20 protein-coding genes and 7 pseudogenes are annotated in these 24,250 nt (G+C 69.9%); 15 read left to right on the top strand and 12 right to left on the bottom strand.

Annotated elements, in window-relative coordinates; genetic code table 11:
- Positions 1 to 498, top strand: a pseudogene (locus FHS38_RS34240) (transposase); the annotation flags it as partial.
- A 102-nt stretch (positions 499 to 600) separates the two neighbouring features.
- On the opposite strand, the pseudogene FHS38_RS34245 reads toward FHS38_RS34240, so the two are convergent.
- Positions 601 to 1,301, bottom strand: a pseudogene (locus FHS38_RS34245) (helicase associated domain-containing protein); the annotation flags it as partial.
- Here FHS38_RS34245 and FHS38_RS34250 point away from each other — a divergent pair.
- The 8 genes and pseudogenes from FHS38_RS34250 to FHS38_RS34285 form a co-directional block, all read left to right on the top strand.
- Positions 1,292 to 1,486, top strand: a pseudogene (locus tag FHS38_RS34250) (primase-like DNA-binding domain-containing protein); the annotation flags it as partial. The pseudogenes FHS38_RS34245 and FHS38_RS34250 sit on opposite strands and share 10 nt — an antisense overlap.
- Positions 1,483 to 1,884, top strand: a complete 402-nt coding sequence (locus tag FHS38_RS34255) for a DUF6009 family protein (RefSeq protein ID WP_184740420.1) — start codon at positions 1,483 to 1,485, stop codon at positions 1,882 to 1,884. The pseudogene FHS38_RS34250 and the gene FHS38_RS34255, both read left to right, overlap by 4 nt.
- Positions 1,885 to 2,078: 194 nt before the next feature.
- A complete protein-coding gene (locus FHS38_RS36265; protein ID WP_184740423.1) occupies positions 2,079 to 4,493 on the top strand; it encodes a UvrD-helicase domain-containing protein in 2,415 nt (804 codons plus the stop codon).
- Between the two features lie 599 nt (positions 4,494 to 5,092).
- Positions 5,093 to 5,362 carry a hypothetical protein gene (locus FHS38_RS34265; protein WP_184740425.1) on the top strand — a complete coding sequence of 90 codons (270 nt, stop codon included), beginning with the start codon at positions 5,093 to 5,095 and terminating at the stop codon, positions 5,360 to 5,362.
- Positions 5,363 to 5,584: 222 nt separating this feature from the next.
- Positions 5,585 to 5,665: pseudogene (locus FHS38_RS36500) on the top strand (DUF2975 domain-containing protein); the annotation flags it as partial.
- Positions 5,665 to 5,891, top strand: a pseudogene (locus FHS38_RS34275) (helix-turn-helix domain-containing protein). The pseudogenes FHS38_RS36500 and FHS38_RS34275, both read left to right, overlap by 1 nt.
- A 99-nt stretch (positions 5,892 to 5,990) precedes the next feature.
- A complete protein-coding gene (locus FHS38_RS34280; protein WP_184740427.1) occupies positions 5,991 to 6,416 on the top strand; it encodes a hypothetical protein in 426 nt (141 codons plus the stop codon).
- Positions 6,417 to 6,616: 200 nt separating this feature from the next.
- Positions 6,617 to 7,702 carry a replication-relaxation family protein gene (locus tag FHS38_RS34285; RefSeq protein ID WP_184740429.1) on the top strand — a complete coding sequence of 362 codons (1,086 nt, stop codon included), beginning with the start codon at positions 6,617 to 6,619 and terminating at the stop codon, positions 7,700 to 7,702.
- Between the two features lie 352 nt (positions 7,703 to 8,054).
- Here FHS38_RS34285 and FHS38_RS34290 read toward each other — a convergent pair whose 3' ends face one another.
- Positions 8,055 to 9,365 (bottom strand): Fic family protein, encoded by a 1,311-nt coding sequence (locus tag FHS38_RS34290; protein WP_308433659.1) that lies wholly within the window; start codon positions 9,363 to 9,365, stop codon positions 8,055 to 8,057.
- A 425-nt stretch (positions 9,366 to 9,790) separates the two neighbouring features.
- Between FHS38_RS34290 and FHS38_RS34295 the strand changes: the two genes are divergently transcribed.
- On the top strand, positions 9,791 to 10,114 hold the full coding sequence (locus FHS38_RS34295) for a hypothetical protein (RefSeq protein ID WP_184740431.1): 324 nt from the start codon (positions 9,791 to 9,793) through the stop codon (positions 10,112 to 10,114).
- A gap of 19 nt (positions 10,115 to 10,133) precedes the next feature.
- Here FHS38_RS34295 and FHS38_RS34300 read toward each other — a convergent pair whose 3' ends face one another.
- Positions 10,134 to 10,340 carry a hypothetical protein gene (locus FHS38_RS34300; protein WP_184740433.1) on the bottom strand — a complete coding sequence of 69 codons (207 nt, stop codon included), beginning with the start codon at positions 10,338 to 10,340 and terminating at the stop codon, positions 10,134 to 10,136.
- 1,353 nt (positions 10,341 to 11,693) lie between these two features.
- On the opposite strand from FHS38_RS34300, the gene FHS38_RS34305 reads away from it, so the two are divergent.
- Together FHS38_RS34305 and FHS38_RS34310 are read left to right on the top strand one after the other, a co-directional pair.
- Positions 11,694 to 12,023: a hypothetical protein gene (locus FHS38_RS34305; protein ID WP_184740435.1), complete on the top strand. Its 330-nt coding sequence runs from the start codon at positions 11,694 to 11,696 to the stop codon at positions 12,021 to 12,023.
- A 10-nt stretch (positions 12,024 to 12,033) separates the two neighbouring features.
- A complete protein-coding gene (locus FHS38_RS34310; protein ID WP_184740437.1) occupies positions 12,034 to 12,771 on the top strand; it encodes a helix-turn-helix domain-containing protein in 738 nt (245 codons plus the stop codon).
- 195 nt (positions 12,772 to 12,966) lie between these two features.
- Here the strand turns inward: FHS38_RS34310 and FHS38_RS36505 are convergent.
- Positions 12,967 to 13,227: pseudogene (locus FHS38_RS36505) on the bottom strand (helicase associated domain-containing protein); the annotation flags it as partial.
- Positions 13,228 to 13,545: 318 nt separating this feature from the next.
- Between FHS38_RS36505 and FHS38_RS34320 the strand changes: the two are divergent.
- Genes FHS38_RS34320 through FHS38_RS34330 form a run of 3 tightly spaced genes read left to right on the top strand, consistent with a single transcriptional unit; the run spans position 13,546 to position 16,758 of the window.
- A complete protein-coding gene (locus tag FHS38_RS34320; RefSeq protein WP_229822947.1) occupies positions 13,546 to 15,156 on the top strand; it encodes a TnsB C-terminal domain-containing protein in 1,611 nt (536 codons plus the stop codon).
- Positions 15,153 to 15,896, top strand: a complete 744-nt coding sequence (locus tag FHS38_RS34325; protein WP_184740439.1) for an AAA family ATPase — start codon at positions 15,153 to 15,155, stop codon at positions 15,894 to 15,896. The genes FHS38_RS34320 and FHS38_RS34325 overlap by 4 nt, the downstream gene beginning before the upstream one ends.
- Before the next feature lie 13 nt (positions 15,897 to 15,909).
- Complete coding sequence (locus tag FHS38_RS34330; RefSeq protein WP_221495703.1) at positions 15,910 to 16,758, top strand: hypothetical protein; 849 nt, start codon at positions 15,910 to 15,912, stop codon at positions 16,756 to 16,758.
- Positions 16,759 to 16,816: 58 nt separating this feature from the next.
- Here the strand turns inward: FHS38_RS34330 and tpg are convergent, their stop codons facing one another.
- The 8 genes and pseudogenes from tpg to FHS38_RS34370 all read right to left on the bottom strand — a co-directional run bounded on the left by tpg (position 16,817) and on the right by FHS38_RS34370 (position 23,714).
- On the bottom strand, positions 16,817 to 17,374 hold the full coding sequence (tpg, locus tag FHS38_RS34335) for a telomere-protecting terminal protein Tpg (protein ID WP_184740441.1): 558 nt from the start codon (positions 17,372 to 17,374) through the stop codon (positions 16,817 to 16,819).
- A 273-nt stretch (positions 17,375 to 17,647) separates the two neighbouring features.
- Positions 17,648 to 17,832 (bottom strand): annotated as a pseudogene (locus FHS38_RS36510) (hypothetical protein); the annotation flags it as partial.
- A gap of 178 nt (positions 17,833 to 18,010) precedes the next feature.
- Positions 18,011 to 18,538 (bottom strand): hypothetical protein, encoded by a 528-nt coding sequence (locus FHS38_RS34345; RefSeq protein ID WP_184740443.1) that lies wholly within the window; start codon positions 18,536 to 18,538, stop codon positions 18,011 to 18,013.
- A gap of 194 nt (positions 18,539 to 18,732) precedes the next feature.
- A complete protein-coding gene (locus tag FHS38_RS34350) occupies positions 18,733 to 19,068 on the bottom strand; it encodes a hypothetical protein (RefSeq protein ID WP_184740445.1) in 336 nt (111 codons plus the stop codon).
- A 99-nt stretch (positions 19,069 to 19,167) separates the two neighbouring features.
- Entirely contained in the window at positions 19,168 to 19,773 is a 606-nt protein-coding gene (locus tag FHS38_RS34355; protein ID WP_184740447.1) for a hypothetical protein, read from the bottom strand.
- Positions 19,773 to 20,354 (bottom strand): RNA polymerase sigma factor, encoded by a 582-nt coding sequence (locus FHS38_RS34360; RefSeq protein WP_184740449.1) that lies wholly within the window; start codon positions 20,352 to 20,354, stop codon positions 19,773 to 19,775. Before FHS38_RS34360 ends, FHS38_RS34355 begins: the two co-directional genes overlap by 1 nt.
- Positions 20,355 to 20,657: 303 nt before the next feature.
- Positions 20,658 to 23,336 carry a DEAD/DEAH box helicase gene (locus FHS38_RS34365; RefSeq protein ID WP_184740450.1) on the bottom strand — a complete coding sequence of 893 codons (2,679 nt, stop codon included), beginning with the start codon at positions 23,334 to 23,336 and terminating at the stop codon, positions 20,658 to 20,660.
- 36 nt (positions 23,337 to 23,372) lie between these two features.
- Positions 23,373 to 23,714, bottom strand: a complete 342-nt coding sequence (locus tag FHS38_RS34370) for a hypothetical protein (RefSeq protein WP_229822948.1) — start codon at positions 23,712 to 23,714, stop codon at positions 23,373 to 23,375.
- Between the last annotated feature and the right edge of the window lie 536 nt (positions 23,715 to 24,250).

A 24,250-nucleotide genomic window follows, 5' to 3' on the forward strand; every position in this document is an offset into this window, starting at 1 on the left:
GTCGAGCGGCGCCGGATCCGCCGACGCCGCAAGGCCCGCTTGAAGGCTGCCGCCCTGGGGCGCTCGCGGGGCGGGCTGACCGCCAAGACACATCGGCGCATCTGTCCACCGACCGCCGCTGCCGCCCGTTGTCCTTCATGGTGACACCTGACCAGGCCGCCGACAGCCCGCGCTTCACCGCCGTTCTGGACCGCGTGAAGGCGTACTCCTCCCGCGCCAACCACGCCTACCTGCGAAGACGCCAGATCCAGGCGGCGATCCCAGTGAAAGCGGACCAAGCCGCCAACCGCAAAAAGCTGGGCTCGAAAGGCGGCCGTCCGGTCTCTCACGACGCCGGGCTCTACAAGGAACGCAACACTGTCGAGCGCGGGATCAACAAGATCAAGGAGTGACGAGGGCCGGCCACCCGCTACGACAAGACCCCCCGCCAGCTACCTCGCCGGACTCCACCGACGCGGAGCGGTCATCTGGCTCCGCAGCCTTCGCCCCACCACGTGATCCGCACTGGGAACAGCACGGAGCCCCGGGCTTGTGCTTGACGCCCGGGGCTCCTCTGCACTGATGTCTCCGCCCTGGTTCAGCGGCCGGACGGCGGCGGTGTCACGCCCAGTTGATGCCGATCTTCCGCAGTGCGTCGTGCTGTTCTGCGTCGAGTCTGTGGTGGCGGGTTTTGGTGTTGTTGATCCATACGCCGAGTTTCACGGTCACCGGCTCCGCTTCGCCGTTGACCGTGATCTCCTCGCTGTGGCCGCGGGGTACTGGCCTGTGGGTGCCTTCCCGTTCCACCCACTGGGTGAGGGCTGCCAGGCCCCGCTGGAACGCCTGCTGCGCCTTGCCCGGGCCCTTGCCGCGTGCTTGGCCGCGGGGGCGGGAGACGGCGCCTTGAGCGGCTTGATGCCCAGCGTGGACAGTCGCTCCTGCTGCTCGGGCAGGAGCCGTGCCCAGGCGGCCGGTTGCTTCTGCTGCTGGAGCCATTTGCCCAGGTCGTTGCCGTTGAAGACGACGCCCGGCTTGATGTGGGGCAGGTGGCCGTCGGCGTCGGCGAGGTCGGTGAGGATGCGGTGGTGACGTTGCCAGTCCAACGGCCATGGGCAGTTCCAGTCCTTGTCGATCGCGGCGAGCTGTGCGGCCCGGGTCGTCGCGGTGTCCTCGTTCTTACCGAGACCGTTCTTCGCGCCCTTTCGCCGGAGGTTGGCCATGTACTGCCCGACGGGCACCATCTCGTCGTCCTCGCCCCAGACTGCGTCCTGACGTGGTGCGAGGTGCCTGGTGGCGCGGTGGTAGGAGCGGAGCGCGGCGAGCCAGCCTCTACGCGGCCTACAAGGCCTGGTGCCAGAATGAAGGGGCCACGGCCATCTCCTCCCGCGCGTTCGCCCAGCGGGCCCGCGAACTGGCCGGGCTCGCCTCGCCCAAGGAGATGATCCTGTCCAACTCGCGCAAGTACTACCCGGGCATCGGACTGCTCGCCGACGAGGAGAGGGCATGAGCTCCCTGATCACCGAAGACGAGATCAGCCATGAGAGCGACCTTGTGTGGCTGGAGGACGTCATGGCCCTGGACTACGTGCGCCAGAGCCTGGACCGGCTGCCCACCCGCCGCGGCAAACCCGCCTACCACCGCGACGGCCGCATGGTCGGCTACGCCATCCTCGGCCCCGGAGCGAAAGCCTCGCGCTCTTCCGGCACCTTCCGCCGCCGCGTGTTCTGGCTGCTGCCACACGACCGCGACAGCAACCCCGACGGCCTCTACGTCACAGGAGCCCCCGCCGAAGCAGTCGACCCGCGCACCCTGGCCGCCGGGATCAAGGGCGGCAAGACCGAGCGCTCCGAAGGCGGGCCTCCTTCGACCGCCATGCGTGAGCTGGGCATAACGCTGCCTCTCTGACCGACACCTGACGCCGGGGACCACGCCACCCTGGAAGACGTTCCCACGGGCGGTCCGGTTGGTGCATCGCGCGGCAGGGAGCTCCCTCGCCCCTGACGACTACCGAACGTATGATCATGTTGACGGGTGGTCATGAGGCGGGCAGCCTCTGGAATTGCGGTAGATGAAGCCGCGTTTCCCAGAGAGGAATCCTCATGGCCATGGCGCCGACGAAAGAGCAGCAGGCCGCCCGTGAAGTGTTCGCCGCGGGCCGGGATCTGGCGCTGGTTGCCGGGGCGGGTACTGGCAAGACCTCCACACTGATCCTGATGGGCGCCGCCACCCGCAAGCGTGGGCTGTATGTGGCGTTCAACCGGGCGATCGCCGATGATGCCCGCGGGCGCTTCGGGCCGAATGTGGAGTGCCGCACCGCGCACTCCCTGGCCTTCAAGGCTGTCGGTCACCACTATCGCGATCGCCTGGACGCCTCGGCCCGGATACCTGCCAAGCACACCGCCCGCCTGCTGGGCATCACCCGCGACTTATCGGTCAGCTCCCGCCTGATCAAGGTCACTCACCAGGCACGCCTGGTGATGGGAATGGTCCGCAAGTTCTGCTACACCACCGACCGGCAGGTTATGGCCCGCCACATGGAGCCGGTCAATGGCCTCGATGGCCCAGGCCAGGAGTACCTCGCCCGTACCCTGCTTCCGTACGCGCACCGCGCCTGGGAGGACATCTGCTCGCTTGCAGGCCGCTTACGGTTCGAGCACGACCACTACATGAAGCTGTGGGCCATGACCTCCCCGCAACTCGGCGCCGACTTCGTACTGCTGGACGAGGCACAGGACACCAACCCGGTCTTGGAGGAGGTCTTCCTCTCCCAGGACGCGCAGCGGATATGCGTGGGCGACCCGGCCCAGCAGATCTACGGCTGGCGCAACGCGCGCGATGTGATGACCGGCTTCCCGGCCGAGCAACTGCGCCTGACGCAGTCGTTCCGTTTTGGCCCGGCCATCGCCGAGGTGGCCAACCGGTGGCTAGGGCACGCCGGATCGGAGATGCAGCTGACCGGCCACGGCCCAGACTCCCGCGTGGGGAAGGTGACGCACCCGAACGCTGTGCTCTGCCGCGGCAACGTGGACGCGATGAGAGAAGTCCTGGCCTACCTCGAACTCGGTATCCCAGTGGCCCTGACAGGTGGCGGCAGCGCGCTGCGGCGCATCGCGACGGCCGCGATGGAACTGAAGGCCGGAACGCGCACCAGCCACCCGGAGCTGTTCTTGTTCAGCTCCTGGGGCGAGGTGCAGGAGTACGCCGAGCAGGACAAGGCCGGCCAGGACCTCAAAGCGATCGTGCACCTGGTCGACACCTACGGCCCTGACCAGATCATCGAAGCTGTGGACCGGCTCTCATCCGAGGAGGAGGCGCAGGTTACCGTCTCCACCGCGCACAAGGCCAAGGGCCGCGAGTGGGCGTCGGTGCGCATCGGCGAGGGCTTCATGGCCCCGTCGGTGGACGACGACGGGCTGCAACGTGCGATGAACGTGAGCGAGGCCCGCCTGATCTACGTCGCGGTCAGCCGCGCCCGGCTTCAGCTCGATAACGAGGGCATCACCTGGATCGACGAGTACGAGACGCAGGAGGCGGGAGCGGGCCACAACGGCGCCGTGGCAGGGCGGCCGATGATCGAGCTGAGCCTGACCGGGCAGCTGAAGTACGACTCCTCACCGATCTCGCAGTTCATGGCAGCCCACCTGCCCTACAGCCAGAACCTGGTCCGCGACTACCTGACCCGGATCGCTAACCTTCCCCACCCCGTGCAACCGATCGACGTGCAGTACCCGAACTGGTCGGCCCTTGGGCACGCCATCGACTACCGGCTTCGCCTTTGCCTGGGCGGACGCCTCGGACCAGCTGTGGCCTTGGGCGTCATGGCTCTCGACGGCAGCGAAGCGCTGCGCGGGGCCCCAGCGCCGGGCACCCGCCATGCCCTCCACGCAGCAGGCAGGCACCTGCTGGCCACCATCGACGCCTACCTCGCCGACCCCTCGAACCAGGATGAGACCGCGCTGTCCCGGCTGTGCTTCGTCGCCGGCTCTTTCGAGGACATCGCCCGCACCGGGGAGATCCGCCGCTTCAGCATGCTCGCCCAGGCCACCCCCGCCACCTGCCTGGATGATCTCACCGCTGCGGTTCCCGAGTATGTGGTGGAGGACTTGGACCAGCAGATGCGGCTCGCCGAGGGCCCGTTCGCCTCCTTCCGCGCTCTGCCGGCCCAGGCCCGCATCTGCGGCCCGGTATTCACCGGCAGCAGCGACATCGGAGGCGCCGACGCCGATTACATCCTGGGCAGCCTCCTCCTGGACTGCAAAGCAACCAAAGACCCCCGCCGCTTAGGCCGCGAGGAGATCTACCAGCTCGCCGGATACCTGCTGCTCGACTACACCAACCAGTTCGGCATCGACAAAGTAGGCCTGTACCTCTCCCGCCAAGGTGGCCTGATCACCTGGGACACCGAGGAATTCCTCCGGCGGCTCGGAGCCGCTATGCCACTCGCCCAGTTGCGCGACCAGCTGCGCCGACACCTGCAAGAGGCTGCTCGCCATGGAGACCACGGCGGCCGGTAGCCCATTCCGACGAGCGTGGACCCGGCAACCGGTAGCTCGAGCCGCTGACGGTTCCAGATTCCTCAGTTCCAGTTGGCGGCGTCGCGGTCGTGCGGGATCTGGTGGAGTAGGTTCCGGAGTCCACGCGGGTAGGGTCGTGGTCAGCCGCTGCGGTGTTATGGGGACACCACAGCGGCTTGCTGTTTTCCCAGTGCGGCGGGAGGGCTGTTGTGTGCTGTTGATTCGGGGCTGACGAGGTGTTGGATGTCCCGAACATCACTCTCGCCTACTTTACGGCGGGGTGGCTGGCCGGTCTCCGCAGAAGGGAAGGGCCGTCACCCTCGGGTGGCGGCCCTTCGTCGTGCCGTGGCTCGCATCCGGCGGATGCGGAGGGGGCGGAGTCGGCTGGGCTGGAACCTCCGTGGGTGTGGGCGGTGTCACGGTCGTGGGGTTTGCGGGGCTAAGGGGCCGGTGGTGCAGCGCGAGCGCGAGTTTCATCTATGCATGCTCTGACCTGCGGTTATGTGTGACTTGCGGGGCTAACCCCTTGCTGCTCGAAAGTGCGGGCGCACCTCCGACCGGAGGCGTGATCCGCATTTTCACGCAAGGAGAGATCTGGCATGAGCACGTCAGAGAGGGACGGGGAGTCGATGGGCGAGGAGTCCGGGCCGGAGGCGGCCGGGGCCGCTGGGGAGCCGGCCCAGCGCCGCCAGCGGCCCGGCGCGCGCCGCCTGGCAGGCCGGGTGGTCGCGGAGGCCGCTGTTGTGGCGGCGCGGGCTGCGGTATCCGTGTGGGCGCCGGAGTGGTCGCAGGAGGCAGAGATCATGACCGAGGCCCTGCGGATCGCCTTGCGGCTCCGCTGGGGCAGCAGCGGGTGGCCGCGCAGCTAGCAATGCCTGCGGGTTCCCGGGCCGCCCACGCGGCCCGGGAACCGGGTTTGCCGCTGGCGGCACCCCCGGCCGGACGTCTGGCGGCGGGCCCGGCTGTCGGTGGTGGCCATCGCCAACGAGATCCTGGCCCTCTGGGACCGGCCCCAGATCGTACAGACGCTCATCGAAGGAGACCTCGGCTTCACCGCCTGACCGGCGGGGCCGCTGTCCATCAGAGCTGAGCTTGTCTTGCTGCTCGCCCAGGCCGTCGCGCGCGACGTCGAGGCGGCCAGGATGCAGGCCGAGCTGGACGAGGTGATCTGATGCCGATCGCCGTCGACATCGACGTGATGCTGGCCAAGCGGAAGATGTCCGTGGGCGAACTCGCCGAACGCGTCGGGATCACTCCCGCCAACCTGGCGGTGCTCAAGAACGGCCGGGCCAAGGCGGTGCGCTTCGCGGCGCTCCGCAGGTGCCGGAGTGCCAGCCGGGGGACATGCTGCGCTGGGAGGCCGGCGGCGACGGTGAGGGCGCCGACGGCGGTACGTGAGCGCGGTTCGCCGATTCGACCAGTAAGGTGACGGTGTGTCATGGCCGGGCCTGAAGGCCCGAGTCGAATGGATCACATCGAGAGAACAAGGTGCTCAGGTTGAAGAAGTTCAAGGCTACGGTTGTCGCCATCACCGCCATCGCAGGACTGGCCGTGGCCGTCACGCCGACTCAGGCAGCCGACACCTGCACCGCGGGGGGCGGCGGCAAGTACATATGTGATTACGGCGTAACGAACCACGCGCTTCCGAACGGCCAGAAGGAACAGTTCCTGGTCGGCCTCGACTATGCGGTGTGGACGCGCTGGACCATCAGCAATCAGTGGACCGGATGGGTGTCCTTGGGCAAGCCCGATCCCTTCGGTTCCGCCCGCGCCACGAACGCTGTCAAGGTGGAGGATCAGCAGGTGGGGGGCGACTTCCGAACGACCATCTACCTCAACAACAGCAACGGCCCCGTCGTCAGCAGGACGCGCCTCGCCCTCGGGTCGGGCTGGACGCCTTGGGACTGGCCCAACTTCAACTGACCGAGTGTTCCGCCCCCCCCGCCCGAGGCGGTGTCACGGACGCCAGCGGGGGGTCTCGTCGTCCGGGGTGTGCGGGCTCGCGAAGTGGAACGGGACCGAGAGGCGGGCGGCCAGGGCCCGGTCGGCCCTGTCGGCCACGGCCGCCGACGGGTGGAGCGGCCCGGGGTCCTCGTCGCCGAGGTAGCGCTCGGCAGGAAGCGATGACCACCGCCCCCACCCCGCACACGCCGCCGGCCCCGGCGGACACCGCTGCGACAGCGAGCCCCGCAGCCAGCCCTGCAGCGAGCCACGCCCCCAGCCTCACAGCCGCAAGCCGCTGTCTGACGGTTGTCGCTGATCAGACCCCCGATTCGCCTGCCCCGGCCGATTGCAACTCCTCTTCTCCCAGTACCGATGTCCCTGGAGAAGCGTCCCGGCCCCGCAAGGCCGCCGGGGCGAAGGCCGGCGCGGACATCCGCGGCGAGGTCCTGCTCACCCTCGCCCAGCTGCGCCTGGCCACACCCGGCCAGCTCAAGGCACTTTTGCTGCCACACCAGCAAGGCACCGACCACGTCCGTCGCGCCCTGCGCAACCTGCTCGACGAATCTCCGGCCCTGGTCGGCCGGACCCACCGAGCCCAGCAGAGCTACTGGTACTGCACTCCGGCGGGTCTCGCCGAAGCCGCCGCCTCCGGTGAACTCGCCCCGACGACGGGCCGGACGACGGGGAAGCGCGCGGCCAGCAAGACGGGCCTGCGGGGGCACGGCCTCGCCCTGGTCGACACCGTCATCGCCTTCCACCAGGCGGAGGCGGCCGACCGCGCCGACTGGCAGGTGGAAGGCGCCCACCCCACCCCGGCCGGGAGCCTCGTGCCCGACGGCGTGGTGCTCCTGGCCGACGGCTCCAGTGCGTTCGTGGAGATCGACCGCACAATGTCCTACGCCCGCCTGGTCGCCAAGCTGGAGCGCTACGACGCCTACCGCAACGCGCCGCCGTCCGGGCGCGGGAACGCCGCCCGCGCTCCGCGCAGCCACTGGCAGGAGACCTACGCCGGGCCGGCCCTGGAGCGGCCCTTCCCGCCGCTGCTGTTCGTCTTCGCCCCCGCCCCGCGCCGCGCGGCCCCAGGAACGAGGGAGGGCGCCTTCCATAACCGGGCCCGCCACGTCGGGGGCGTGAACTACCAGATCACCGTGGCAACCACGACCCTGCCCCTGCTGACCCGTCACGGGGCCGACCGACCGGTGTGGCGGGTCGTCGGGCGCGGCGAGGACCGCTACGCCCTGGCGGCGTTGCCGAAGGCGCGGTGAGCACGACGGGCCCGGCCTTCACCCGGGCCGGGCCCGCCGTTCTGCCCCGGTTGTCGGTGGCGGCTGGAACGCCGGGCGGATGAACGGAGACGAGCAGCTGCTGCGCGGCCGGGTCTACGGCCGCGAACACGACGCCTCTAACCCCGGCCCGCTCCCGCACCGGACGTACGCCGCGCTCATCGGCGGACCGCTGGACGGGCTGCTGCTGGACATCGAGGTTTGGCGGCCGGAAGAGATCGACGAGGGCGTCGCTCTGATCACCGAGCTCTCCCGGTGGCCCGGCGGCCGCACTTTGTACGACCCGCGCCCCGGGCGAACCCCGCACATCCGGCCCCGGCGTCAGCTGCCGCCTCTACACGCTGACCGCGTGCGTCGCCGCTGCGGGGCCGGGGGAGGTGGCGGTGCGTCGGGTCTCCGTGAGGTGGATGTCGATGTACCGGGCGAGAATCAGTGGGTCCTGTGGGGCGTCGGCTTGGAAGGTGACGCGGCGGAGCAGGCTGACCCCGTTGAGTGCGACGCCCTCGCGGGCGAGGACGAAGACCAGGGCGAGGAAGGCGGACCGGGCGTTGCCGTCGTCGAAGGGATGGAAGAAGCAGACGTCGAGACAGGCGCGGGCCGCGCGGGCGGTCAGAGGGAGAGGCCGCCCGTCGGCGTTTGCGCTCCCGGCCAGGCAGGCATCGAGGCGCGCGCGGGTGTTCGGGGTGATGCCGTAGCGTTCCCGGCCCCCTTTGGCGAAAGCCGGTGAGCTGCGCAACGGCGGCGGCTGCGGGGTGTCCAGGACGTGCTGCTGCCAGCTGCGGAGCAGTGCGAAGTCGAGCGTGGCGCCGCGCGCCGCGTCGGCCCGCAGCAGCTCCAGGGCGGCGAGCAGGCCCGCAGCGCGGGCGGGGTCCACGGCGCCGTCAAAGACGCGGATGTCCTCCGCCGCGCCGTCGCTGCAGGGAATCACCGGTCCGCCCGCGCCGCCGTCCGGGGCTTCCTGCCACGGCACGGACTCGCGCACCGCGAGCCAGCTCGCCAAGTGGTCCGGGGCCGGCTCGCCGGACCGCGTGCCGCCGTCCGGCGGCAGGGACAGCGCGAGCTGCTCCGCGATATCGTCGACCAGCACCGCGTCGGGGCCTGTCCAACTGCTGAACCGCCCGCCGATCGCCTCGTCGACCAGGTTCTGTGCGATGTGGGGTGCGACTCCCCAGCGGGCGAGGAACCAGGTGAGCACCTGACGGCAGTGCCCGTGCCAGCCGCTGCCGCAACCGGTGCGGTCGACGACCTGCAGGATCAGGTTCCGGGCAGCGCGTTCCCACAAGATCCGCTGGTCCTCGACGTCGGCCGGCCGAAGTGGGTACGCCTCGAACCATGCGGCGAGACTTTCCAGCCATCCGCGCCACTCGCATAATGCCGCAGCAACGCGGGCGAGCGTCTCCTCCGCAGTGGTGATCGAGTCCCGTGGGCAGCACCAGTTCCCCACCGGCCCTCCGCCGAAGTCCCCTTCGTCGTGTGCCCAGCGCCAGCCCGCGGCCCAGCGGCCGTAGCGCTGGACGAGGGCATGCGAGATGACGTCGGCCCAGAGCTTGGCCTCGCCATGGCTCCAGGCGTTCATCGCCGCGTCGGCGAGGGGGACGTCGGGGCGGCGTGGCACACGCCGGGCGGGCCCGAGCGAGTGCACCACGCGCGCTACCGATGTGCTGTCGAACGGATGACGGGCAGGGTTCACCTCGTCCCAGGTCAGAGAGTCAGGAGCCAATTCAAAGATCACCGCGCGAGCCTGTACGACCATCCGGTGCCCGGGCAAGTGCATTTCCCCAGATCATCGGTTCGAAGGAACGCCCTGTCATCGGCTACGACCACAGCTCTGCCGAGCCAGGTGCTCAGCGTCGCCATCCCGAGCGCTGACCGGCCATCTGAAGCGCTCGACCACCGCCGGGTCGGCCCGGGAGTGTCTCGATGCCAAAAAACTGACAGCGAAGCGGATCGCGGGCAGGGGAGTGATGGGCACGGTGGCTCTCGTCGGGGTGGAAGGCCCGCCGTGAGGGCCGCTTCCCGGATCTGATCGACACCGTTCGGGAGGCCCACGTCCCGTCGGCCTGGCCGGGCGTGGACGCGTTCGTGCGGGAGATGCCGGACTGGTTCGGCCTGGACCGCACCGCGGGCCAGGAGCATGCGCTATACGTCGATGCGGGAAAGGACACCCTCCGACAGCAGCTGACCGGCTGGCTCGCGTACGCGGGCATCCCGGTCCTGGTGATCCGCGGCTTCGGCTCACAGTCGTACGCCGACGTCGTCCACGACCGCGTGACCGCCACCCCCGCGACGGGGTTCTTGTCGTGGTCGGTGATTTCGACTGCTCGGGTGAGGACATCGAGCGGGACTGGGTGGCCCGCACCGCTTGCTGGAGCCGGACGGAGCGTGTCCTGCTGACCTACGACCAGGTCCGGGCCTACGAGCTGCCCGCGACCGAGGGCAAGCAGGGCGATCCGAGGTGCTGGCCTTCGCCGACCGCTACGGCTTCGACCTCCGCCGCCCGGTGCAGTGGGAGGTGGAGGCGCTGGAGCCGGCCGAGCTCCAGCGTCTGGTCCTCGCCGTCGTCGACCCGTACGTCGGCCGTGACGTCCTCGCCCGGCAGGTCGCCCACGAGGAAGAGCAACGCCGCACCCTCGCCGCCTTCCTGGAGGGCTGGGACGCGGATACCCAGCGGGTCAAACAGACCGGGTCGAGGAAGGCTGACCGGGGACTGGGAATCCACGAGGCAGTCAGCCAGGCCATCCAGCCGCGGACCGTGCCGCCCGCGCCGTCGTCCAGCCGATCGCCTGGGACGCCCCGTACGCGGAGCGGATCGCGCTGGCGCCGGCCATGCTCGACCTGGAGAGCCGGACGGCCGGGGCCGGTGCTCCGGCTCCCTGGCCGCCGCCCTCACCATCGGCTGCGTCGCCGTCCCCCACACCCCCGCCGCCTCCGCCGACGGCCAAGCCCGCCGGGATCGCTCCCGCCGACGACCGTCCGCGCTCCCCAGCGAGCCCGCCCTCGCCCAGGCCCCCGCCCGCCAGGAACTCGCCACCGACAACGACGACGCGACGGCCGTCTCGTACCGCTGCGGCACACCCGCCCGCCGCTCCCGCCGACCGGCCCGCTCCCCGCCGCACGCACCCCCACCCTCGCGCCGCCGAGAAGCCCGCGTCCAGGCACAAGTCGGTGCAGAAGAGCAGAACAGGCCGCCTGGGGTTCCCTCCGTGGCGGGGCGTGGACCGCTGTGCCGCGATGTCGTGAGCTGTGAATGTGTGAAGGGCCGGGCTGATGTCTCAGCTCGGCCCTTCACATGCATGTGGAGCCGATGGTCTGCCGCGAGGGCTGGCGATCGGCTCCACGCGGGGAGGCGCGCCAACGCCTGCCCAATCCCTGCGCGCCGGTTGGAGCCAGTAGCAATCAGGGGTGGAGGTCCCGGTATCTGACTCTGCGCAGACCGGGTTCCGTGACTATGAGCATGGCCTAGGCCGTCCTCGATTGTTCACCGGCAAGCGGAGCGCTATTGAATCAATGCAGGTCAGAGCCTTCCCTCCTCGATGCGCTTCACTCAATGGCCACCGGCTGAAAGGGGGTCGGAACGCCCTCCCTGGGGCTCGGGCAGGCTTTTGACCTGCACTTTCGCCCTGTGGGAGGAGAGAAAAGCACCGTCCCTATGGTGTCGGGTGTTCGTGCTAGGGCCCTTCGTGACGCCCTGACCTGCGAGATTCCTGTACGCAGGAAGCCGTACGAGGCCTTACCTTCGGCTCAAGGTGCACTTCGACTACGACAAACGCACTCTGGAGCATTCGTGAGGCAATGTTCCCATCGGCTGTCGACTGTGTTCCAGACGCTGAGATCCTGTGCCACAGCAGGTTCCTCTGTGCGCTGGGAGCGCCAACTCCCGTTCAGCGCCCGGAAGGACCAAGACATCGGTTGGAGCCGAATCAGCACCGTCCGGCGATCCTCTGGTCGCCGGACGGTAGTCAGGGGATCTCTCATGAGCGCAAAGACATCTGCCGCGGAGCACGTCGCGGCCACCAAGGCGACGTCGTCCGACTCGGGAGCAACACCAGCTTCCGGGCGAACCGCCGACATCACGACCGGCACCGCCCGGTTCGGCATGCCGCACGCACTCGTGATCATCGCGTGCATCATCACCGCAGCGACCCTTGCCCGACTGGGCATGAGCGTCCAGGACGTCCTGCTCCTCCTCGCCGGTGCGGGCAGCATCGGCGCCGCGATCGTCGTGCTGGCCGTGACCGGCGGGCGACGAGACGGCGGTCGGGTCGGACGCTTCCTGTGCGCGTACCTCAGCTCCGGGAACTGAGGTGACCGTCATGGGACGTCGCGAGAAGCCAGTCGACCGAACCATCCCGGCGCGCGCGAAGCTCGCAGACTTCCTGCGTGAGCGCAAGGCTGCCGCCGGACTGACCTACGAGCAGATGGCAAAGCACTCGCAGGTGAAAGAAGCGCCGTCGCAAGCGACGCTCGAGCGCGCAGCCTCCGGCAGCACTGTCCCCTCCTGGGCCACCGTTGAGGTGTTCGTCTTCATGACGATCACGAAGGACGAGGAACTCGGCGGAGGACCGGTCGCCGCCCTTCACCGCAGCCGTGAACTGTGGATCCGGGCCCGCCGGGCCACTCGAGCGCCGTACGACATCCACGCGGCACCCGATCCCAGCCTCATCTCCTCCCGGGCGGACCTCAGCCGGGCTCTGCGCCGGCAGCACGTGTGGGTCGGCTTCCCCCCACCGGGAGAGATGGAACGGACTGTTGGCTCCTGGGCCCTGCCCAGGAGCACCACGCGCCGCATCATCGCGGGGGACACCCTGCCCGTGGACCCCCACCAGCTCGTGGCGTTCCTGAAGGCTTGCTACGTGATCGAGCCCACAGACCTTGAGCCCTGGCTCTACGCCGCAGCGCGAGCCCACACCTACGAGGGCTTGCGGATCTGGAAGGCACTCCAGGACCTGCTGGCCGAGGCACCTGAAGTTGACCGAACGGAAGGACCTCCGGTGTCTTCCGACGCCACCGTTGTGTACCTGCAGAAGAGGGGAGCTGAGGTAGCCGCCTAAGTGGGTACTGACGACCGTTCGCCCCGCCTGGGTCTTCCTGTCCTGGTCGGGGCGTCTTGGGTTAGGGCACGAGAAGGCCGTTTAGGGATACGTCGGGTAGGCGGAGACATTAGGTGTTCTGCGGGTAGGGCAGGGCCGAGTCGAGGTCTGGTGTCGGCAGGGTGCTCGGGGTGGGCACTCAGTCCGGTGCCAGTGTCACGCCCAGTCGATGCCGAGCCCCCGTAGCGCGTCCAGCTGCTCCGCGGTGAGCTTGTCCCGCCTCGCGCGGGCGTTCGATACCCATACGCCTAGCTTGACGGTCACTGGCTCGGTCTCGCCGTCGACCGTGATCTCCTCAGCGTGGCTGCGGGGTACCGGCCGGTGGGCACCCTCCCGCTCTACCCACTGGGTGAGGGCCGCCAGGCCGCGCTGGAACGCCTGCTGTACTTTGCCTGGCCCCTTGGCCGCAGGCGTTGCCTGCGATCTCTCGGTTTTGTGACAGCGGGGTGGGAGACAGTGGGGCTTGGGTCTGTTGTTGCTGGTCGGTGGCGGTTTCGGGGCTGAGAGGTCACTGTCCTGGAGGTGAGAGTTGCACGGGGTATCGCTGTCCTGGGGCGTTATCGCGTGAGGGGTGATGCTGTCTCAGTTTCGTGAGTTCTGATCCGCTGGCCGATGGGTGTTGATGTGCTCGGGGGTGTGGATCAGGGAGAGCAGGACCCGGACCTGGAAGGGACGGGTGGCGGTTCGGGTGGGGCTTTGCCGGCCGTGTCGGTTCGGGCGTTGCGGGGGCCTGTGGTGCGCCGCCTGCTGGCCCTGCGGCGGGAGGGGAAGCTCACCACCACACGGGTGAGGTCGGCGGCGGACGTGCTGGGGGTGCGGGAGCGTGCGGTGTGGCGGTGGCTGGCGGCCGCAGAGCGGGACGAGGCGGCGGCCCGGGCACCGGGGGAGCGGGCCGCGTATCCCGGGCGGTTCACGGTAACTGATGAGGTCCGGGCTCTGCTCGCGTTGTGGAAGGGGAACGTCGCGGCGGTGCATCGCGAGTTGACCGCTCGCGCGGCCAGGGGCGAGGGGCAGCCGCCTCCGTCGATCCCGACGCTGCACCGGGCGATCCGCCGTGATCTGACGCCGGGGGAGCGGGCCGGACTTGCGGGTGGGGAGCGGGCGGCGCGTAAACACGACGTATTCCTGGCCCGGCCGCGGGGCTGGCGCAACCAGGTGTGGGAGACCGACCACATGCAGGCCCCGGTGCTGGCCGACGTCGAGGGCAAGGCCCGCAGGCCATGGATCACCTGGTTCACCGACTGCGCCACCAACGCGGTCACCGGCGTCGCGGTCACGCCGGCGCATCCGTCGCGGGAGTCGGTGCTGGCCGCGCTGCGCTCCGCAGTCCTGCGCGAGGGCCCCTACGGCCCGTTCGGCGGCGTGCCCGAGAAGGTACGGGTAGACCGTGGCAAGGACTTCCTGTCCCGGACGGTGACCGCAGCGTTCGATCTCCTCGACGTCACCGTGGAGGACCTGCCCGCCTACACCCCTCACCTCAAGGGCACCGTGGAGGGCCTGAACCGGGCGGTGGAGAGCATGTTCCTGGCCTCGCTGCCCGGCTACGCCCGCCAGCCCCGCCCCGGCAAACGTACTGCCCGCCCGAAGGACGAGGTGCTGCTCGGCTTCGAGGACTTCACCGCCCGGCTGCTGGAGTGGACACGGTGGTGGAACACCGAGCACCGTCCCGCACCCCTGCGGGGCAGGACCCCGCTTGAGGCGTGGCAGGACGATCCCACGCCGCTGCGGGACGTGCCGGCCGCAGATCTGTGGACGTTCACCCTGGAGGACGCCGGCACCCGCACGCTGACCACCCGCGGCATCCGCTTCCGGAAACGCGACTACGTGGGGCCGTGGATGACCGGCCAGGCCGGGATCCAGGTCCGTATCCGCTTCATGCCCCACCACGACCACCGCATCGAGGTCTACCACGCCGCTACCGGCCGCTACCTGGGCCCCGCGGACCTGGCCGACCAGGCCACTGAGGAGCAGGTCGGCGCCGTACGGAAAACTCGGGCGGCCCGTGCCCACCGTCTGAGGAAGGACCTGGAGGCCTCGCAGCGCGAGCGCTACGCCGCCGTGAACCAGCCCGAGCCCCCTCGGCGGCTCGGCGCGCTGACCACCGCGCAGGCCGAGGCCGAACTCGCCCAGACTGCCGACTCCGACCTCGCACAGCTCGCGATGCCAGACCTCATCCCGCACGCCGCGCCCCCGGCCGACTGGCGCACCCCGGCTTCCCTGGCCGCGCTGACCACGCCAGGCCCGCCCTTCCGGTACCCGTACGGCCGTGACGGCGCTTCCGCCCCGGACGGCCGCGACGGGCGGGCCGAACCTCCCGCCACCGATGAAGACGGAGACGCCTCGTGACCGCGGCCACCTACCAGTACGTCGACCTGCCCGATGCGTCCGTGGTCACCACCCGCGCTTTGCTCACCGCCCGGGAGAACATCCACGACACCGTCGCCGCCCGCGCGATGATGTGCATCCACGGCGGCGCCGGCTTCGGCAAGACCCTCGCCGTCAACACCTGCCTGCACGCACTCGAACCCGGCGAGGACGTCCGCAAGATCACCTTCCGGGCCCGGCCCACGGCCCGCGCGGTGCGCTACGAACTGTTCACCGCGCTCGACCTGGCCGGCGAGCCACCGCGCCACCCCAGCGAGTTCGACCGTCTGCTGAAGACGGCTTTGGCCGAACGCCCCCGTACCTTCCTCGTCGACGAGGCCCAGTGGCTCAACGGGGAGGCGTTCGAATACTTCCGCTACCTCTGGGACGAACCCTCCACCCAGCTCGCCATCATTTTCGTCGGCGGCGCGGGCTGCCACACCGTGCTGCGCCGCGAACCGATGCTGTCCTCCCGTGTGTTCATCTGGCAGCAGTTCACCCGCCTCACACCCGACGAGGTCCTCGAGGTGATCCCGCTGTTCCACCCGGTCTGGGCCGACGCCGACCCCGATGACATCACCTTCGCCGACAGCCACGCCGCGCACGGCAACTTCCGCGCCTGGGCCCAGCTGACCGCCCACACCCGCACCGCCCTGGCACGCACCGGCCGCTCCCGCGTCGACCAAGAGCTGCTGCGCTGGGCCTTCAGCCGCCTCGCCTGAACACCACACCGCCATGCCGCTCACCGTGCCACCGCCGTCCGTCACCGTGGTCATCGACCCGGGCGACGACGTCATCCACACGCACACCGCCCTGGCCGCCCACCATCCGCCGTCCGGCCGGATCACCCTGCACCCCGGCCCGGGCACCACCAGCGAGACCGGCCTCACCCATGACCTGCGGACGGTCGACTACTCCGTCACCGCCGATTTCCAAGCAGCCCGCCGCCACTACTACGGCTCATCCGTCGCCTCACCCTCACCATCAGACGAGTCCGCCCGGCCAGCAGACAGGTGGCTCACCCTGCCTGCACTGGACCGCCTCGTCTCCTACGACAGCCCCCGCCCGTGCGCCGACCCGTGCACGCCGCCCCCGATCATCTGGCGGCACCGCCCACCACCCGTGCCTCTCACCGCGCACACCGCCCAGCGAGTCGCCCACCGCCTCCACGCAGCGACCGCCCATCCTCGCCTGGCCGCGGCTATCGCCGCCGCACTGTTCACCGGCGCCTCCCTCCAGCAACTCGCCACCGCACGCCCCCGCGACTACGACGACACCGTGGCCACGCTGGCCCTGCACGACCGCGCCCGCTACACAGACGGCTGCGCCGCCTACCCCGTACCACCCTGGGCAGGCACCTTCCTACGGGCCGCGGCCTGCTTCACCCGGCTCCTCTCCGGCGAGGACCAGGAGTTGCTCGCCGCGCCACGTGACCGCGGGCACCTGCTGCGCATGGCGGAGACGGCCAGACTGCGCCCGCCCCAGCCGCCCACCGCCCGCCGCAAAGGCCCGGCCGGCCGTGTGGAATGGGACTGGCGCGAGCGGCAGGAAGCCGAGAGGTACGAAGCGATGCCGGCTAGGTGAGCCAGGCCCTCACGGCGCTGAACACCTCCGAGGCGCGCGCCTGATCGAAAGGAGAGGCTCATCCGATCGAGAAGTCGGCGAACTCGACGTCGCTGAAGGCGATGTGCAGACCGTGGGCGCGGCGGCCCCATTCGCGAAAGTAGGCATGCCCCAGCGCGCGGGCCAGGATCACCGTCTGCTGCTGCTCGCCCGCGCCGGCATCCCGGGCGGCGAACAGCTCCCGGGCTACCTCTCCCGGCAGGTACTGGGTGATCCACCGCACCCGCGGATCGTCCGAGGACCCTGCAGGAGCCGCGAACCCGAATCGCGCCCGGGTATGGAAGACGAAGCCCTCCGCCTCGGCCTGGGCACGCCGACGGGCCCGTATTTGCGGCTGCCACCGAGCCAGCACCGCTTCCTCAATCGCCCGGACCTGCGGCGGACCCGGCGGACGACGTGCTCCGGACTTCTTTGTCACCCACCGCTGCACGGTGCGCTGCGACACCCCCAGCACTGCGGCGACCCTCCGGGTGGAACCCTGGTGCGCCGCCAGTAAAAATCGCAGGCGGGCCCTGGTGCTTGAGGGAACGGGCCGCGTGCGCAACGCACGCTCGATATCCTCTTCGATCCGTCCCACGTCTGCCTCTCCAAGTGGCCAACTGGCAGGGCCGGCACCCCGCGGTCCGTAGGGTTGGTTCTCTCACACCGCCCGCCCCTGCCTGCTAGTTCCTGCATTCTCGGGACAGCGCCAGCTGACGCAGGCTACGAGCCCTGGGGTAGCCCCGATGACAGGCTGGCGGCGCGGGTCAGGTAGGACCCCGCCGACCGTGAGCTGGAGACCACCCGGGCGGAGCTCCCGCGCCCCCGGGACTTCAACGGCAAGGTTTGGGCCAGGGCGCTGGGCACCACGCTGCTCGACCAGGCGCTCATCGTGGGAGCGCAGGCCCTGGAGCACGGCTACGAGGGGGGGCGGAAGCTGGCGGAGGCGACCATGTCGGTCGGGTCCTCGTCGGGCTGGAGGAACACCGGCACGATGATGCGGGCGACCTTGGTGGAGCCGTCGCGGTTCAACCTAAGCGCGCGGCCGATGTTCTGGCGGCGTCGGGCACCGCGGTGTCGCCGCGGGCCTCTACCGTCGCTGTGGGTGCCTTGGAGTTCGGGAGGCGGCGGGGCGGCTGGTGAGGGCGGGAGCGTTCGGCGGCTTGGGGTGCTGGAGCGTGTGTGGAACGGATGGCGGCGTGGCGGATGATCGTCTGCAGCGTGAGAGGGAGGATCAACAGAGCCTGGTGATGGGGCTGTCCGAGTTGGTGTCGATGGAGGCATCGGTGACCCACTCGTCGGGGCCGATCTCGTCCCAGAGGGCTGTGGGTTTGCCGTCGGAGGCCTGTACCAGGTCGGCCCAGCGCTGGCAGATGATGTTGACCGTGGTGTGGGGGTCGAGCTCGTACTTGATGGGGCCGTCTATGGACGGCGTACCGCGGACGATCGCTCGCCCGGTACGGCGGACAAGAGCGCGGGTGGGCGGCGCTTGCTGGAGTACGAGTTGAGGGGTGGCTTTCCGCTGATCCGGGTCGTCCTGTCGCTTCTCGGGTGCCGGAGACGGGCTGGGGGACATGCAGGAGTGAGGCGAGAACACTGGGATGCAGTTCTGGCTGATCCCGGCCGGTGAATCCTTCGGGTCCTGCTCGCCACCGAAGTGGCAGGACACGTACCCACCACCACCAACGATGACGGCGACAACGGTCGAGACAATGCGCTTGAGATGGTGGGGGTTGCCCCGGGGGGCGGAAGAGCTGGACACGGTGGGCCTCCTCGTCGTTGAGGTGAGGTCCGTCGGCCGGCAGATGCCGGACTGCGGGGGTCCGGGGCGACGCCCGGGCACGACCGTTCGTGCTGACTCACCAGAGCGGTCTAGACCTCTTTGCGGGTCAAGTGCTCGAGGTGCAGGTAAAGCCGGTCGCCGGGGCGTCTGCGGGATGCAGCTCCTGGACCTCGTCAGGTGCGGCGGGGCCTGTTGAAGGCGCGGACGGCGACGTCGTACGCCATGCCGGCGATCACGAGGATGACGGCGGGCCAGATGACGCCGGGCCAGATGACGCCGGGCTGGACATGGCCGGTGATGATGGCGGCGGTCAGGCCGCTGCCGCCGCCGACGGCGGTGACCGTGGGGATCGCGGACGCCGACGGGCCCGGTACGGCGACCCGGTTCCAAGCGCTGCGGGACACGGAGTCGTCACCGGCATAGCGGCGGTCGGTGAGCACATGGCCCGGTATGACGTTGTCCCGGATGCGGGTTCCGATCACCCGTTTCGTGCGACGCTGGGAAGGCACAGGTGGCTCCTTGCTGAGTGCTGGAGTGCTTGGTGGCGGGTCATGTGCACAAGGGGTGGGTGCGATCGCGCGCCTAGGAAACCGCGACGCACCCACCCCTTACTTCGGCCGCTTCATCACCTTGACCCGCCCACCCCCCGCGGCCCTGCAGTCCCGCAGATCCGCGATCATCCGAGCGAGTTGCTGCGAGATCAGCAAGACTCCTATGGCTCCCGGGATATTGAGCCAGTCGCGCCCGGATGCGAGGAAGGCCATCACAACGGCTCCGGCCATGCCGGCGAGGACCAGCACCAGCCAGAGCAGGCGCTGATGCCTGCGGCGGCGGAGGCGCGCCTGCATCAGTTCGATCTTGCGTTCCTGGGCGGCCTGTCGCCGCTCGCGCAGGGTGGTGGAGGGCGCCGCGTAGGCCTCCTCGAGGGCGGCGGTCTCGGCCCACTTCTCGCGCAGCTTCGCGCCGTCTTCGGTGATCGACTTCAGGCGCTCGGCGTGCACGGAGGCCGGTTCGTGCAGGTCGACCGGCTCCCAGAGGGCATCCGAGATGGTGTCCAGCAGCTCGTCCTTGGTTCCGCCGGGCGTCATGCGCATGAGGTCGGGTTCGCTGATCGCGGTGGGGGGGGCGTCCCAGCGCGGGGGCATCGGGGGGAACGCCAGCTGGCCGAAGTCGTCGACCGGGGTGTTCTGCCGCGGAACCTCGCTGTCTGACATCACTGTGCCTCCCCCTCCTTCGCGTTCGTGGGCTTGTCGGTCGTGCGGCGGGGCCGGATGCCGTGGCTGATGAGCAGGTCGATGCAGCGGCGGCGGGCGCGTTTGAGGTGGGTGCGTTCCACTTCCGCGGACACCGTCTTGATCTCGGCGCGTTCGGTGGTGTCGTAGCCCTGGGCGGCCAGGACCAGGCTGAGCCGGTAGTGCTCGGGGAGCTGCGCCAGGATGGCGAGTATCCGCTCGGCGCCCTCGGCCTCCAGGTAGAGGCCCTCGGGAGTGACATGGGAGGTGAAGACGGCGATGACCTCGCGCGGTAGGGCCTCGTCATCGTCCGCGTCCGTGTCCGACACCGAGACCTCGGCGCGCTCGCGCGGGATGACGTCCCGCAGCGTGTCGATCACACGCCTCCGGACGACGTGCTGGTAGAAGGCCTCCGGGGTCTCCAGACTGCCCCACGCCGCGTACACCGCCCTCATGGCGTCGCTCGCGGCTTCCTTGGCATCCTCGCGGTCCAAGCCCAGGCGCATGGCGAAGCCCACCCCGCGGGGAAACCACTCATCGTAGAAGCGTGTGAAGGAGTCCATCCGGGTCAGGGACCCGCTCCTTTCCTGCGGCGTCACGGGCTGCCGCCTGATCGGATCATCGCGCCACTCCTCGCCTCGGTCCGGGCCGCAGCCCCTTACCGGCTTCGTCGGCGGAGGACGGCAATCCGTGACACTCCCGGAGTGTGACCTACATCACATGCCAGGGGAAGGGTCTCCTGTGCGCGGCCGCTCCCGCCCGGACCGCCCGGGGTACGGCCCGATGTGTAAGGGGCCACTACGAAGTACGCGACCTACACCTGGTCGTGACGTACTTGATGGGCACCTCTTGTCCAGTGTGCTGCTTCATGCCCAGTCGATGCCCAGCTTCCGTAGTGCGTTCCGCTGGTCCTGGGCAAGCCGGTCTCGCCTCGCGCGGGAGTTCGAGACCCACACACCCAGCTTCACGACCACCGTGTCCGCCTGGCCGTTGACGGTGATCTCTTCGGCGTGGCCGCGGGGTACGGGCCGGTGGGTGCCTTCGCGTTCGATCCATTGCGTGAGGGCGGTCAGGCCGCGTTGGAATGCTTGCTGTGCTTTGCTCGGGCCCTTCGTCGCGCGGGTGGCCGCAGGGGCGGGGGAGGGGGCCTGAGCGGGCTGTACGCCCAGTGCGGTCAGCCGTTGCTGTTGCTCCTGCGACAGCTGCGCCCAGGTGCTTGCCTCTCTCATGCGTGCCAGCCATTTGCCGAGGTTGTCGCCGTCGAAGGTGACGCCGGGCTGGATGTCGGGAAGGGTGCCGTCGGGCTCCTCCGCGGCGAGGTCGGTGAGGATGCGGTGGTGGCGTTGCCAGTCCAGTGGCCAGGGGCAGTTCCAGTCCGGGTCGATCGCGGTGAGCTGCGCTGCGCGGACGGCGGCCCGCTTCGGGTCCTTGCCCAGGCCGTTCTTGGTGCCCTTGCGGCGGAGGTTGGCCATGTGCTGTCCGATGGGCACCATCTCGTCGTCCTCGCCCCACACCGCGTCCTGACGCGGTGCGAGGTGTCCCATGGCCCGCCGGTAGGACCGCAGCGCGGCGAGCTTGTTCTCCCATGCCTCCTCGCCCGGCTCCCAGACCATCCCGGCCTCGGGCGCGTCCAGCAGCGTCTTGCGCCGTTCCTCGAGCTCTCCGGCCCGTAGCGCCTTCCGCTGCTGGTGCACCCAGCGGCCAAGTGGGAAGCCCTTGGTGACGCCGACCTCGACCTCGACGTCATACGGAACGGCGTAGAGACCGGTGATCTCGTTCTCCCTGCGCCACCGCAGCAGGGCCTGATAGCCCTCCAGCCACACTAGCGATTCCGGTCGGTAGACCCGGGTGCGCAGGAACGCGGCGATCGTGGCGGCGTCCCGGGGCGAGGAGAAGTGGAGCAGGGCGGACTCGGCAGCGGCGTCGGTACCGTCCTTCTCCTGGTCCTCGCCGTCACCCCCGCCGGCTCCGACGATCCGCCCCTCCTCATCGCGCCGGAGGTGGACCTTGCGCTTCCCGCTGGTGAGGGCGCGGGAGGCGAGCTGCTCGACGAGTCGCTCATCGTGGGAGCGCAGGCCCTGGAGGACGGCTACGAGGGGGCGGAACGAGGCGCTGGCGACCATGTCGGTGGGGTCCTCGTTCGGCTCCAGGAAGACCGGGACGATGATCCTGGCGACCTTGGTGGAGCCGTCCTTGTTGAGCCGGAGCGCGCGGCCGATGTTCTGGACGATCTCTACCTGGGAGCCGCGGGTGTCGGCGAAGCAGACGGCCTCGACTCCCCGCTCGCCGGTGATGTCCACGCCCTCACCGAGCACGCGAACGCTGGCGAGGAAGGCGCGGTGGACACGGCGCCCGGCCGCGTCGATGCCGCCTGCGAACTGGCGCAGCACCTCCCGCCGCTCGGACACGAGGTGGTCGCCGCACAGCCACGCCGACCACACCCGGTCCGGGGGTACGTGGCGGCCGGCCTCCAGCTCGTAGAACTCCGCGTCGATGGACGACCTCGGCAGCCGGTCAGCGGCGGCGAGGTCCTCGTCGGAGGCGTCGTTGATGTAGAGCTCGGCTGCGGTCTCCGGCAGCTTCTCCGCGAAAGCGGCGGCTTCCTCCACCTTCTGGTGGAAGGTCATGACCGTACGGAGGTTGTACGCGGCGGCGTGCTCCAGGAGGGCCGTCTGCAGGAGCGCGAGGCGCCGGCCCCGCTGCGCCTCCTCGGATTCCCCGAGGACGGGCGAGGGGTCGCGGATCTCCAGGACGTCGATCTCGAACCCGGCGAGGATCTCGCGCTCGATCGCCTCGCTCAGACCGAGTTCTGCGAGCCACGCGCCGTACGTGCCCTCCGGGTCGTCGGCCATCGACGCGATCTCCAGTTCCTGGCCGTCCGCGCCCCTCTGCGGCCGGGCTGCGGCCAGGATGCGCGGCGTGGCCGTGAGATACAGCCGGAAGTCCGCCGGGATGCGGGCGTTGTCGTGGATCGCCGCCCATGGCCGCCCGAGATCACCAGCGGTTCCGTGGGCCTCATCTACGATCGCGAGGTCGAAGCCGTCCATGCGCTGCCCGTACAGCCGCTCCCCGCCCGCCAGCGCGGCCTCCAGCGGCCCGCGAACCTTCCTCTGGCCTAGCGGGTCCTCTGGGTCCTCGCGGTCCACCAGAGAGGCGTACGTGGCGAACACGACGGCCGGCCCTGCCCCGGCCCACAGGGCGAGCTGGATCGGGTTGGTGGTCGTGCGTACCCCGAGCTCGTTCAGCACCGGGTCGTTCTCCAGCGAGCACACCGCGACCATCGGGGCGCTGTGGCCCACCAGGCGCCACGCCTGGGCGGTCTGCACGAGCAGATCCAGGGTCGGCACCGTGACGAGGATCCGGCCCTCGGGGAAGCACTCCAACGCGCTCGCGGCGGCCATGATCGTCTTCCCTGACCCGGTCGCTGACACGATCGTGCCCCGGGCACCCTGAGGGGGCACAGATGACCTTGCAGGGAATCCCACCCACTTACGGAAACTCGACTTCTGGTCTACCTGGTGTTCCTTGAGCGGAATCCTGGACATTCTCTTGCCTCCCCTTTCGGATGTTCTCGCGGAATTTCAGGCAGCCGTGTGCGGAGTGCAGGCGGCACCGGCGTCGCTCCAGATCGACCCGCCCGCGAGATGCCAGCCGCCGGGCGTTCCGAACGACTTCCCGCGCTTCCAGCCCGGCAGGTCGTCCGGGTCGTAGTGCCCGGCCTCGCGGGTGCAGAGGATGACGTCCCCGCTGGAAGCCGGCGCCCTGCCGCCCAGCCCGACCACCTCGGACTGCGCCCCGGCGACCGCTCCGGCCTCCAGCGCGGCCACCAGGTCGTCCGCCTCGCTCGCGGGCACGCCCTGGGCGGCCAGGAGCGCGAACAGCTTCAACCGCGCGTTGGTGCCCGCCGTCTGATACTGACTCACCCTGCGCACGGAATCGCTGCTCAGCGCGGATGTCGTTCCGGTAGATTCGCTGTCACCGGTCATCTACGGCCGTTCCTCTCGGATGAGGGAGGGTTTCCAGGTGGTTGGTGGGTGTCTCGTGTTTTCGCCAACGGTACATGCTGCATCAATCTGATGTACCCGCTCTACTGGAGCCCGACACGAACGAGCGACCCCACCCCCTCGTAGCCAGCCTGGCCCGCGCCAGCGGGCCCCAAGGGACTGGAGGCGCAGCCGCAAGGACCGTTGAGGCGGGGAAGCGCAGCGGACCCGCCGACCCCGGGCTGAAGCGAAGCGGAAGCCCGGTAGCGGGACGAAGTCCCGCTCGGTCCGGGAGCGCAGCGCACGGACCGTCACCTTGACTGCGCAGCAGTCAAGGTGCGCGAGTGGCGCAGCCACTCGCCTGCGCTCCCGCGGAGCGGGAGCGCAACACCCGCGCGCAGCGCGGGTGTTCGCTTGCACATCGCGCAGCGAACACCCGCGCGCAGCGCGGGTGTTCGCTTGCACATCGCGCAGCG

It is taken from the genome of Streptomyces netropsis (assembly GCF_014203545.1).
In the GTDB taxonomy this organism is placed as follows: Bacteria; Actinomycetota; Actinomycetes; order Streptomycetales; family Streptomycetaceae; genus Streptomyces; species Streptomyces netropsis.